The sequence below is a fragment of the Amycolatopsis sp. NPDC114505 genome, from assembly GCF_055633615.1.
Genome location: NZ_JBVKDV010000001.1, coordinates 2,775,169 through 2,786,780, shown reverse-complemented (window position 1 = coordinate 2,786,780; position 11,612 = coordinate 2,775,169). Strand labels below are relative to the sequence as shown.

Below are 11,612 nucleotides of genomic sequence, written 5' to 3'. Positions count from 1 at the left end.
CCGGGCGAACTGGAGCGGACAAACAGTCGGACACGACGAAGGCCGCCACCGAAGTGACGGCCTTCGACGTCCAGCTCTTATTCGTAAATCTCGCCCTTGGCGGCCTTGTCCACCAGGGACTGCGGCGGCTCGAAGTGGTCGCCGTACCGGGCCGCGAGCTCACGCGACCGGTCGACGAAGCCCTGCAGGCCACCCTCGTACTGGTTGATGTACTGGATGACGCCACCCGTCCACGCCGGGAAGCCGATGCCGAAGATCGAACCGATGTTGGCGTCGGCGACCGACGTCAGGACGCCCTCGTCGAAGCACTTCACCGTCTCGAGCGCCTCGGCGAACAGCATCCGCTCCTTGAGGTCCTCGAACGGCACCTCGACCGAGCCCGACTTGAACGCGTCGCGCAGCCCCGGCCACAGCCCGGTCCGCTTGCCGTCCTCGCCGTAGGAATAGAAGCCCGCGCCCGTCGAGCGGCCCTTGCGGTCGAACTCGTCGACCATCCGGTCGATGACGCCTTCCGACGCGTGCGCCTTCCACGTGCCACCGGCGGCTTCGATCGCCTCGCGGGTCTCCTTGCGGATCTTGCGCGGCAGCGTCAGCGTCAGTTCGTCCATCAGCTGCAGCGGCGGCGCCGGATAGCCGGCCTGCGAACCCGCCTGCTCGATCGACGCCGGCTCGACGCCCTCGCCCAGCGCGGCGACGGCCTCGTTGATGAACGTGCCGATGACGCGCGAGGTGAAGAAGCCGCGGCTGTCGTTGACGACGATCGGCGTCTTCTTGATCTGCAGCGTGTAGTCGAAGACCTTCGCCAGCGTCGCCGGCGACGTCTTCTCGCCGCAGATGATCTCGACCAGCGGCATCTTGTCCACCGGCGAGAAGAAGTGGATCCCGATGAAGTCCTCGGTCCGCTGCACGCCCTCGGCGAGGGTGGTGATCGGCAACGTCGAGGTGTTGGAACCCAGTACCGCGTCGGCGTTGACGACGCTCTCGATCTCGCCGAACACCTTGTGCTTGAGCTCGACGCTCTCGAACACGGCCTCGATCACGAAGTCGACACCCGCGAAGTCGGCCGGGTCACCGGTCGGCTTGATCTTCGCCAGCAACGCGTCGGACTTCTCCTGCGTGGTCTTGCCGCGCGAAAGGGCCTTCTGCTCGAGCTTGGCCGCGTAGCCCTTGCCCTTCTCGGCCGCCTCGAGCGAGACGTCCTTGAGGACGACGTCGATGCCGGCCTTCGCCGACACGTACGCGATCGCGGCGCCCATCATCCCGGCGCCCAGGACACCGACCTTCTTGGCCGTGTACTTCTCGAAGCCGTCCGGCCGCGAACCGCCGGAGTTGATGGTCTGCAGGTCGAAGAAGAACGCCTTCGTCATGTTCTTCGAGACCTGGCCGGTGGCGAGGCTGATGAAGTAGCGCGTCTCGATCAGGATCGCGGTGTCGAAGTCGACCTGCGCACCCTCGATCGCGGCGGCCAGGATCGCGCGCGGCGCCGGCATGTTCGCGCCCTTGATCTGCTTGCGCAGGTTCGCCGGAAACGCCGGGAGGTTGGCCGCGAAGCTCGGGTTCGACGGCGTGCCGCCGGGGATCTTGTAACCCTTGACGTCCCAGGGCTGGACGCCGCCCTCGGGGTTCGCCTTGATCCACGCCTTCGCGGCGGGGACGAGCTCCTCGACGGTGCCGACCAACTCGTGCACGAGGCCGAGCTCGAGCGCCTTGGCCGGGCGGTGGCGCTGGCCCTGCAGCAGGACGTTCAGCAGCGCACTCTGGATACCCAGCAATCGGACAGTGCGCACGACACCGCCGCCGCCGGGCAGCAGGCCCAGCGTCACCTCGGGCAGGCCGATCTGGCTGCCCTTGACGTCGGCGGCGATGCGGTGGTGCGTCGCCAGCGCGATCTCGAGGCCACCGCCGAGCGCGGCGCCGTTGATCGCCGCGACGACCGGCTTGCCGAGCTGCTCGATGCGGCGCATCTGGCCCTTCATCAGGCCGGACGACTCGGTGAACTCGACCGCGTTCTCGGGCTTCGCCTGGATGAGGTCGTTCAGGTCGCCGCCGGCGAAGAAGGTCTTCTTGGCGGACGTGATGACGACGCCGGTGATGGAGTCCTTCTCGGCCTCCAGGCGGTCCACGGTCACGCCGAGCGACTCGCGGAAGTCGGCGTTCATCGTGTTCGCCGACTGCTTCGGGTCGTCGAGGGTCAGGGTGACGATCCCGTCGGAGTCCTGCTCCCAGCGGATGGTCTTGCTCTCGGCCATTGTGGTCCTCACACCCGCTCGATGATGGTCGCGACGCCCATGCCGCCGCCGATGCACAGGGTCACCAGGGCGCGGCGCGCCTGGCGGCGTTCGAGCTCGTCGACCACGGTGCCGACCAGCATCGCGCCGGTGGCGCCGAGCGGGTGACCCATGGCGATCGCGCCGCCGTTGACGTTGACCTTGTCCTCGTCGAGGTGCAGGTCCTTGATCCACTTGAGCACGACGGACGCGAACGCCTCGTTGAGCTCCCACAGGTCGATGTCCTCGGGCTTGAGGCCCGCGGTCTTCAAGACTTTTTCGGTGGCCGGAGTCGGGCCGGTGAGCATGATCGTCGGCTCGGAGCCGATCGACGCGGTCGCCACGATCCGGGCGCGCGGCGTCAGCCCGAAGGTCTTGCCGATCTGCTCGGAGCCGACGAGCACCAGCGCGGCGCCGTCGACGATGCCGGAGGAGTTGCCGCCGGTGTGGACGTGGTTGATGCGCTCGACCGAGTGGTACTTCTGCAGCGCGACGGCGTCGAAGCCGCCCAGCTCGCCGATGCCGGCGAAGGCGGGCTTGAGCTTGCCGAGGCTCTCGACGGTGGAGCCGGGACGGCGGTGCTCGTCGTGGTCGAGGACCGTGACGCCGTTGATGTCCTTGACCGGGACGACGGACTTGGCGAAGTAACCGCCGGACCAGGCAGCCTCGGCGCGGTCCTGCGAGCGGACGGCCCAGCGGTCGACGTCCTCGCGCGAGAAGCCCTCGATAGTCGCGATCAGGTCGGCGCCGGTGCCCTGCGGGACGATGTAATTGTCGTACGCGGTGGCCGGGTCCATGAACAGCGCGCCGCCGTCGGAGCCCATCGGCACGCGCGACATCGACTCGACGCCGCCGGCGATGATCAGGTTGTCCCAGCCGGAACGGACCTTCTGCGCGGCGGTGTTGGTGGCTTCCAGGCCGGAGGCGCAGAAGCGGTTGAGCTGCACACCGGCGACGGTCTCGGGCAGGCCCGCGTTCAGCGCGGCGGTGCGCGCGATGACCGCGCCCTGCTCGCCGACCGGGGAGACGACGCCGAGTACGACGTCGTCGATCACCGCGGGGTCGAGGTTCGGGTGGCGGACCTTGAGCTCTTCGATCAGGCCGACCACCAGGTCGACCGGCTTGGTGCCGTGCAGGGCACCGCCCTTGTTCTTGCCGCGAGGCGTGCGGATCGCCTCGTAGATGTAGGCCTCGCTACTCACAGAACCTCTCCTCGCGAGCGGTGGACGTCGTCGTTCCGTGGCCGATGATACCGACCGGTAGTGCTAATGGCCATTAACATATCGCCGGATAACCCCAAGGTGTCAATGGGTTGCAGGTGTGCCGTTAGCCGCTATCGTTCTTTCACGATGACCGACTCTGTGCGAAGTGCGCGCCCCCGCGACCGCAAGGCCCAGCTGGCCGCGGTGGCGGCGGAGCTGTTCCGCGCGCGAGGGTTCCCCGGAGTAGGCATCAAGGACATAGCGGACGCGGCGGGCGTCACGGGGCCGGCGCTGTACCGGCACTTCGCGGACAAGCAGGCGATCCTGGCGTACGTGGTCCTGAGCGGCTTCGAGGACCTGGAGGCAGCGACGGCGGAGGCGTTGTCGGACTCGGTTTCCCCTGTTGACCAGCTGGAATCCCTCCTCGGCCGGCTCGCGACACAGGCCGTCGAACGCCGTGAGATAGCGGCGTTGTGGCGCTGGGAGGGGCGTCACCTGCCCAAGGAGGACCAGCGGGAGATCGCCCGCCGTTCGACGTTGGCGCTGACGGCATGGTCGAAGGCGCTGCTGGTCCAGCGCCCTGACTTGCCCACCGAAGACGCCGAGCTGTTGTGCTGGGGAGCACTGTCGGTGTTCGGCAGCGTGTCGGTCCACCACACGTCGGTGGCGCGCCGCCGGTTCGCTGCATTGCTGGTGGAGCTGGCCCTGGGTGTGCTGAACGCCACACTCCCGACGCCGTCCTCACCGCCACCTCCGTCTGCGCTCAGCCTGGGTACTCCCTCCCGCCGCGAGCAGGTCCTGGCGGAGGCGACGACGTTGTTCGCCCAGCGAGGCTTCCACGACGTGAGCATGGAGGACATCGGAGCGGCGGCGGGCATCGCGGGCCCGAGCGTGTATCGGCACTTCCCGAGCAAGGCGGCTTTGATGGTGGCGATCGGCCACCGCGCGGCGGACCGGTTGGCCCTGGCGGCGGAGAGGGCACTGCAGACGTCGGACGAGCACTCCGCCCTGCGCCGTCTGGCGGCGTCGTACGTGCACACGATTTTGCACACGCCGGAGCTGCTGGTGTCGTTTTCGACCGACCGCGTGACGATGCCGGACCGCGACAAGGCTGATCTGCTGCGGGTGCAACGGGATTACGTGGCCCAGTGGGTCACACTGCTCTCGGCAGTCCGCCCATCACTACCCCCGCGCGAAGCGAAGATCACGGTGCACGCGGCGCTAACGATCGCTAACGACCTGGCCCGAACCCGCCGGCTGGCGACCCGGCCGAACTTCGAAGCCGAACTGACGACGTTGCTGCACACGGTCTTGGGCATCGCCTGAGTCGGGTCAGCGGTCCTCCGGCCACCGCCCGATCAGCTCGGCCAGCCGCACGACCTCCGGGGAGTCGGGATCGATCGTCAGCACCACGTCGAGCAGGCACCGCAGGCCGTCCGTGAAGCGGAGACACGTTTTCGCCAGCGCGATCACGTGCAACCGATCTTGCGGGTAGTACGACACCTGGGACGCGATTTCGCGGCGGGGAAACATCTCCAGCAGCAGCCGGCGGCTGTCGCTGTTGCGGACCCACGGGACGTCCATGAGCGTTTCGACGAGCGCGGTGAAGTCGGGCACCGGTTCGCGGGGCACCGGGCGGCGAACCTCCGACACTCCCAGGAGACGCAGCCACGCGACCGTGCTGGTTTCCTTGACCGACACCGGGATCCGCGCGTACTCGCCGGGAGCCGCGGCCGGGTCCTGGGACACCACGTCGTTGTAGAACGTGTCGGACGCCAGCAGTGCCAGGTCTGCGCCGGTGGCCTTCTGCGCGGCCTTCGCCGCCGAAGCGTCAAGCACGCGGAACGTGAAGCTGACGGCCTTGCTGACCGAACCGTGACTGGCTTGCTGGACTTCGCCGGCATTGAGGGCGACCCGCAGCTGGATCCGCGCCGCCTCGGAATGCACAGTGTTGTAGCGACGCAATTCGGCGTGCATGCGTTCGGGCAACTGGGCGACGAGATCCGCCTTCGCGATTTCCGGGGGCAGCAGGATCATCGCGCCATCGCCGGTGTTCTCGACGAAGCAGACGTCCCATGGGACGCCTGTCTCGGCGAAGCTGCCTTTGAGGACCGACCAGAGCCCTTCGTGCACCTCGCGCAGGTGGGCCATCGTGCGGCCGGGGTCGTTGTAGCCGGCGATGTCGACGGCCATGATCGTTCTGTGGTGCGCAGCCGGAAGTGAATCCACGACACCTCCCCGTCCCGTCTCGATTGTCCCAGACGCGTGCACCGTCGGCCATGTTCGCGCACAGCGTTACCGGGAAACCGGTCCTCCTTGTCCTTGTTTCGTCCATAATTCGGCGTGCCCACGAGACGCCTGCACCTGGTTAGCGCGGATGAGGACCACCGCGTCTCCACCATCGAGCTCTTCTTCGACCTGGTCTTCGTCTACGCCATCACCCAGACCACCCAGCTGATGGCCGACCACCTGAGCCCCATGGGCGTCGGGCAGGGGATCGTCATGCTCGCCGTCCTGTGGTGGTGCTGGTGCTCCTATGCCTGGCTCGGGACCACCATCCACGTCGACCACGGGATCGCTCGGCTCGCGATGTTCGGGGCCATGACCGTCATGTTCCTCGTCTCGCTCACCATCCCCGAGGCCTTCGTCGACTTCCCCGGCGGGCTGTTCGCTCCGGTGCTCTTCGTCGCCTGTTACGCGCTCGTGCGGCTGCTGCACCTCGTCGCCTACCTCGGGGCCGCGCGGCATGATCCCGGGTTGCGCAAGGTCCTGCTGCGGATGTTCGTCGGACTGTTGCCGAGCGTCGTGCTGCTTGCCGTCAGCACCGCGCTGAGCGGGCCGTGGCAGCTGGGACTGTGGGTCGTCGCGCTGCTGGCCGACTACCTCAACGTCTACCTCGCCGGACCCGATGGGTGGCGGCTGAACTCTCCCGCGCACTTCGCCGAGCGGTTCGGGCTGATCGTGATCATCGCGCTCGGGGAGTCGATCGTCGCGATCGGCATCGGGATCGGCGCGCTGCCGATGTCGTGGCTGGTCACCGGGGCCGCCGTGTGCGGGCTCGCGCTGGCCGCCGGGATGTGGTGGACGTACTTCGACGTCGTCGCGCGCGTCTCCGAGCATCGGCTGACCCAGGCGACCGGCACCGAACGCACGAAGCTCGCCACCGACTCCTACACCTTCCTGCACCTGCCGCTGATCGCCGGGATCGTGCTCGTCGCCCTCGGCCTGAAGAAGGCCTTCCTCTACATCGCCGACACCGAACACCACACACCCGGCGAAGCGCTGCACGGCGTGCCGATCTGGGCGCTGACCGGCGGCCTCGCGCTCTACCTGATCGCGCTGAGCGCCCTGCGCAAGCGCAACCTCGGCAGCTGGAACGTCCAACGTCTGACGCTGGGCGTCCTGCTGGTCGCGGCGACGCCGTTGCTGGAGCACGTGCCCGCCGCCGTGCTGCTCCTGGTCGTCGCCGGGCTCGTGCTCGGGCTCATCGGCTTCGAACGCCTCCGGTTCGCCGAGTGGCGGCGGCAGGTGCACACCGAGCACTCATAACAGCTCCGGGCCGACGACCGAGAGCAGCTGCAGCTTCTCCGCGTCCTCGGTGCCGGGCGTCGCGGTGAACACCAGCAGCAGCTGCGCGAGGTCGTCGGTGAAGAGCAGCTGGCAGTCGAGCGCGATCTCGCCGAGACCCGGGTGCACGATCGTCTTGCGCCGTTCGAACGGCACCGAGACCTCGTGCGCCTCCCACAGCTTCGCGAACTCCGCGCTCTTCGCGAGCAGCAACCGCGCCAGCTCTGCGGCCCGGGGATCGGTGCCCGAAGCCGCGCGCAGCGTCGCCACCAGGAACCGGGCGTGACGCGTGCGGTCCGCGGGCGGGTAGAGCAGCTGCTCCGCCGGGTCGGTGAACCACCGGTAGGCGGCGCTGCGCGCGGGCCCAGTGTGGCCGGTCTCGTCCCCGAGCAGCGCCTGGGCCGGCCGGTTCTGCACCAGCGTCTCGCCGAGGTTCGACATCACCTGCGCGGGAGTGTCGTGCAGCCGGTCCAGCACGCGCATCAGCGCCGGGCTGACGTGGTCCGCGCGCGACACCCGGGACGGCGCCGTGTGCCCGGCCAGCCGGAACAGGTGGTCGCGCTCGTCCAGGGTGAGCCGCAGGCCGCGGGCGATCGCGGCCAGCATCTGCTCCGACGGCCGCGGCCCGCGCCGCTGCTCCAGCCGCGTGTAGTAGTCGGTGGACATCCCCGAGAGCGTCGCGACCTCCTCGCGTCGCAGCCCGGACGTGCGGCGGCGCTGCCCGAGCGGCAGCCCGACGTCCTCGGGGCGCAAAGCCTCGCGACGGCGACGCAGGAAGTCGGCGAGCTCGGCACGGTTCACGCGATCGATTATCGACGTCCGGGCCGCGCACACCCAGGGATCGCCGATCCCCCGATCGGCGCACTCTGCCGGGTCGCCGCGAGCGCGGCGACGCTGAAGCCATGACCACTTATCTGATCACCGGCGCCGGCGGCGGCCTCGGCGCTCTCACCGCCCGCGAGCTCGCCGCCCGGGGTCACCGGGTCGTCCTCGCCGTGCGCGACCCCGCCCGCGTCACGCCGCCGCCGGGCGACACCGAGGTCCGGCGCCTCGACCTCGCCGACCTGGCTTCGGTGCGCGAGTTCGCTGCCGGCTGGACCGGCGACGTCGACGTCCTGGTCAACAACGCCGGGGTCATGGCCGTGCCCTACGGGAAGACCGCCGACGGCTTCGAGACGCACATGGCCGTCAACCACTTCGGGCCGTTCCTGCTGACGACCCTGCTGCGGCCGCACCTGACAGGACGGGTCGTTACCGTCTCGTCCGGACTGTCGCGGATGGGACGGCTCCGTCTCGACGACCTGAACTGGGAGCGCCGCCGCTACTCGAAGATGGGCGCGTACGCGCAGTCGAAGCTGGCGAACCTGCTGTTCACCCAAGAGCTGCAGCGGCGGCTGACCGCATCCGGGAGCGGCGTCCGTGCGGTTGCCGCCCACCCCGGCGTCGCGCGGACCGGGATCGACCGGAACTACAGCGGCGTCCAGGCCATGGCGCTGAAGGCGCTCTACCCGGTGATCGCGCAGCGAAAGGCCGAGTACGGCGCGCTGCCCATCCTGTTCGCCGCGACCGAGGACGTCTCCGGCAACGCGTACGTCGGCCCGGGCGGGCGCAACGGCGGGCGGCCCCGGCTCGAGCGACGCCGGGACCACGGCGACGCCCGGGAGCTGTGGGAGATCTCGGTCCGGCTCACTCGTAAGTGAGCCCACACTGGCGCCGAAGCGACTCCCGCGTTAACCTACTCACGAGTAGGTAACGGATGGAGGGCCACATGGCTGCGCCAAGGAAACGGGACGCGATGGGCTGGGGCCTGTCCGCGCTGACCCGGCTGGCCGGGAGCAAGGTCGTCGATCGGGCGGGGCTGCGCAAGCCCATCGAAGGCCTGGTCACCGCGGGGACGCGCACCGGCTTCCGCGCCGCCGGCGCGGCGACCCGGTCGTTCAAGTCGGTGCAGAAGCTGGGCAAGCCCGCCCGGCTCACGCCGGCCGGCGACACCGGACTGTTCGACCTCACGCCGAGCGAGGACCAGCAGCTCATCGTCGAGACCGTGACGGAGTTCGCCGCCGAGCAGCTGCGCCCGGCCGCCGCGGACGCCGACGCCAAGCTCGAGGCGCCCGAAGGCCTGCTGACCCGGGCCGCCGAGCTGGGCATCAGCCTGGTCGGCATCCCGGAGGAGCTCGGCGGGGTCGGCGTCGAACGCTCGGTCGTCACCAACGCGCTCGTCGCGGAAGCGCTCGCGCACGGCGACCTCGGCCTGGCCGTGGCCGTGCTCGCGCCGTCCGCGGTGAGCACCGCGCTGGTCAGCTGGGGTGACGAGCAGCAGCAGGCCGACTACCTGCCCGCGTTCGTCGGCGAGAATGTGCCCGCCGCGGCGCTGGCGTTGCAGGAGCAGAAGGCGCTCTACGACCCGTTCAAGCCCGCGACGAAGGCGCGCCGCACGCCGAAGGGCTACCAGCTCGACGGCGTGAAGACGCTGGTCCCGCGCGCCGCGCAGGCCGAGCTGTTCATCGTGTCGGCCGACCTCGAAGGCCGCGGACCGGCGCTGTTCCTCGTCGAGTCGTCGAACGCCGGGGTGACCATCGAGAGCGAACCGGCGATGGGCCTGCGCGGCGCCGCCACCGGCAAGCTGCACCTGGAGCGCGTGAGCCTGCCCGCGGGCGCGCTGCTCGGCGGCGGAAAGCTCGACGTCTTCACCGACCTCGTCCGGCTTTCGCGGCTGGGCTGGGCGGCGCTGGCCGCCGGCACCGCGAAGGCCGTCCTCGACTACGTCGTGCCGTACGTCAACGAGCGGACGGCGTTCGGCGAGCCGATCAGCCACCGGCAGGCGGTGGCGTTCTCCGTCGCCGACATCGCGATCGAGCTGGAGGGCCTGCGGCTGGTGACGCTGCGCGCGGCGGCGCGGGCCGAGCAGGGCAAGCCCTACGCCCGCGAAGTCGCGCTGGCGCGGAAGCTCGCCGTGGACAAGGGCATGCAGATCGGCAGCGCGGGCGTGCAGCTGCTGGGCGGGCACGGCTTCGTGAAGGAGCACCCCGTCGAGCGCTGGTACCGGGACCTGCGCGCCATCGGCGTCATGGAAGGCGCCGTCCTTCTCTAGGCTTCGGAAAGGCGTTAACGATGATTAACTTGGAAGCTCCCAAGAAGGCCGGCGCGCTGATCAACCAGGCGTACCAGGCCGCGGCCGAGGTGTTCCGGCCGATCTCGCGCAAGTACGACCGCGCGGAGCACACGTACCCCAGCGAGCTGGACATGTTCGCGGCGCTGCTGGACGGGCTCAACTCCTCCGGCGAGGGCGGCGCGGGCGCGGCCGGCGTGCGGCGCTCCGGTCCCGACAAGGAAAAGGGCAACCGCAACGGCGCCAACCTGAACGTGGTCCTCGGCACGATCGAGATGTGCTGGGGTGACGTCGGGCTACTGCTGTCGATGCCGCGCCAGGGCCTCGGCAACGCCGCGATCGGCTCGGTCGCGACGGACGAGCAGCTGGAACGCTTCTCCGGCATGTGGGCGGCGATGGCGATCACCGAGCCCGAGTTTGGCTCGGACTCGGCGGCGGTCAGCACGACGGCCCGCCTCGACGGCGACCACTACGTCCTCAACGGCGAGAAGATCTTCGTGACGTCGGGCGAGCGCGCGGACGCGGTGGTGGTCTGGGCGACGCTGGACAAGTCCAAGGGCCGCGCGGCGATCAAGTCGTTCGTGGTGGAGAAGGGCACGCCGGGCTTCGAGGTGGTGCGCGTCGAGCACAAGCTCGGCATCCGCGCTTCGGACACGGCGGTGCTGCGCTTCGAGAACTGCCGCGTGCCGGCGGAGAACCTGCTGGGCACGCCGGAAATCGACACGGCCAAGGGTTTCGCGGGCGTCATGCAGACGTTCGACAACACCCGTCCGCTGGTGGCGGCGATGGCGATCGGCGTGGCCCGGGCGGCGTTGGAGGAGACCCGCCGGATTCTCACCGAGGCCGGTGTTTCGATCGACTACGACCGTCCGGCGAACTCGCAGCACGCGGCGGCGGCGGAGTTCCTTCGCCTGGAGGCGGACTACGAGTCGGCCTACCTGCTGACGCTGGAATCGGCGTGGATGGCGGACAACCGCAAGCCGAACTCGCTGCAGGCGTCGATGGCGAAGGCCAAGGCGGGACGTTCGGTCGTCGAGATCGCGCTCAAGTGCGTCGAGCTGACCGGGGCTTACGGCGAAGAGTCTTTGCTCGAGAAGTGGGCCCGGGACGCCAAAATTCTGGACATTTTCGAGGGGACGCAGCAGATTCAGCAGCTCATCGTCGCCCGGAGAATTCTCGGGAAGTCGAGCGCCGAGCTGAAGTGAGCGCGGGGCGGTCGGCCTCCGGTACCCTCGCGGTCCGGAGGCCGACCGTGACCGAACACAGCGAGACCGTCGTCCATGAGCCTGGGGATTCCACGCCGATCAAGACGCCCGAAGAATGGGCTGCGGAAGGCTGGGACAAAACCCGGCAGCAACCGAAGACCCTCGACGAAGCGCGCGAAGCACTCGCCGCCCGGATCGCGGCGCGCGATGCGCCCGATACCGAAGCGGACGCCGGTGCCTACGACGCTCTGGAGGGCTGACC

General features: G+C 69.4%; 10 protein-coding genes. 6 read left to right on the top strand and 4 right to left on the bottom strand.

Annotated elements, in window-relative coordinates; genetic code table 11:
• Window positions 1-77: 77 nt before the first annotated feature.
• Both ACZ7OU_RS13865 and ACZ7OU_RS13860 read right to left on the bottom strand, forming a co-directional pair.
• On the bottom strand, window positions 78-2,249 hold the full coding sequence (locus ACZ7OU_RS13865) for a 3-hydroxyacyl-CoA dehydrogenase NAD-binding domain-containing protein (protein WP_470241566.1): 2,172 nt from the start codon (window positions 2,247-2,249) through the stop codon (window positions 78-80).
• A gap of 8 nt (window positions 2,250-2,257) precedes the next feature.
• Window positions 2,258-3,469: an acetyl-CoA C-acetyltransferase gene (locus ACZ7OU_RS13860; RefSeq protein WP_470255263.1), complete on the bottom strand. Its 1,212-nt coding sequence runs from the start codon at window positions 3,467-3,469 to the stop codon at window positions 2,258-2,260.
• A 147-nt stretch (window positions 3,470-3,616) separates the two neighbouring features.
• Between ACZ7OU_RS13860 and ACZ7OU_RS13855 the strand changes: the two genes are divergently transcribed.
• Window positions 3,617-4,795, top strand: a complete 1,179-nt coding sequence (locus tag ACZ7OU_RS13855; RefSeq protein WP_470255262.1) for a TetR/AcrR family transcriptional regulator — start codon at window positions 3,617-3,619, stop codon at window positions 4,793-4,795.
• Between the two features lie 6 nt (window positions 4,796-4,801).
• On the opposite strand, the gene ACZ7OU_RS13850 is transcribed toward ACZ7OU_RS13855, so the two are convergent.
• Window positions 4,802-5,662 carry an effector-associated domain 2-containing protein gene (locus tag ACZ7OU_RS13850; protein WP_470255261.1) on the bottom strand — a complete coding sequence of 287 codons (861 nt, stop codon included), beginning with the start codon at window positions 5,660-5,662 and terminating at the stop codon, window positions 4,802-4,804.
• A gap of 150 nt (window positions 5,663-5,812) precedes the next feature.
• Here ACZ7OU_RS13850 and ACZ7OU_RS13845 point away from each other — a divergent pair, with 150 nt between their 5' ends.
• A complete protein-coding gene (locus tag ACZ7OU_RS13845) occupies window positions 5,813-7,018 on the top strand; it encodes a low temperature requirement protein A (protein WP_470255260.1) in 1,206 nt (401 codons plus the stop codon).
• Here ACZ7OU_RS13845 and ACZ7OU_RS13840 read toward each other — a convergent pair.
• Window positions 7,013-7,837, bottom strand: a complete 825-nt coding sequence (locus ACZ7OU_RS13840) for a helix-turn-helix transcriptional regulator (RefSeq protein ID WP_470255259.1) — start codon at window positions 7,835-7,837, stop codon at window positions 7,013-7,015. The genes ACZ7OU_RS13845 and ACZ7OU_RS13840 overlap by 6 nt on opposite strands.
• Window positions 7,838-7,938: 101 nt before the next feature.
• Between ACZ7OU_RS13840 and ACZ7OU_RS13835 the strand changes: the two genes are divergently transcribed.
• From ACZ7OU_RS13835 to ACZ7OU_RS13820, 4 genes are all read left to right on the top strand, one after another.
• Window positions 7,939-8,736: an SDR family NAD(P)-dependent oxidoreductase gene (locus tag ACZ7OU_RS13835; RefSeq protein WP_470255258.1), complete on the top strand. Its 798-nt coding sequence runs from the start codon at window positions 7,939-7,941 to the stop codon at window positions 8,734-8,736.
• Between the two features lie 95 nt (window positions 8,737-8,831).
• Complete coding sequence (locus ACZ7OU_RS13830; RefSeq protein WP_470255927.1) at window positions 8,832-10,127, top strand: acyl-CoA dehydrogenase family protein; 1,296 nt, start codon at window positions 8,832-8,834, stop codon at window positions 10,125-10,127.
• A gap of 20 nt (window positions 10,128-10,147) precedes the next feature.
• Window positions 10,148-11,350 (top strand): acyl-CoA dehydrogenase family protein, encoded by a 1,203-nt coding sequence (locus ACZ7OU_RS13825; protein ID WP_470255257.1) that lies wholly within the window; start codon window positions 10,148-10,150, stop codon window positions 11,348-11,350.
• Between the two features lie 47 nt (window positions 11,351-11,397).
• Window positions 11,398-11,610 carry a hypothetical protein gene (locus tag ACZ7OU_RS13820; protein ID WP_470255256.1) on the top strand — a complete coding sequence of 71 codons (213 nt, stop codon included), beginning with the start codon at window positions 11,398-11,400 and terminating at the stop codon, window positions 11,608-11,610.
• Window positions 11,611-11,612: the final 2 nt, after the last annotated feature.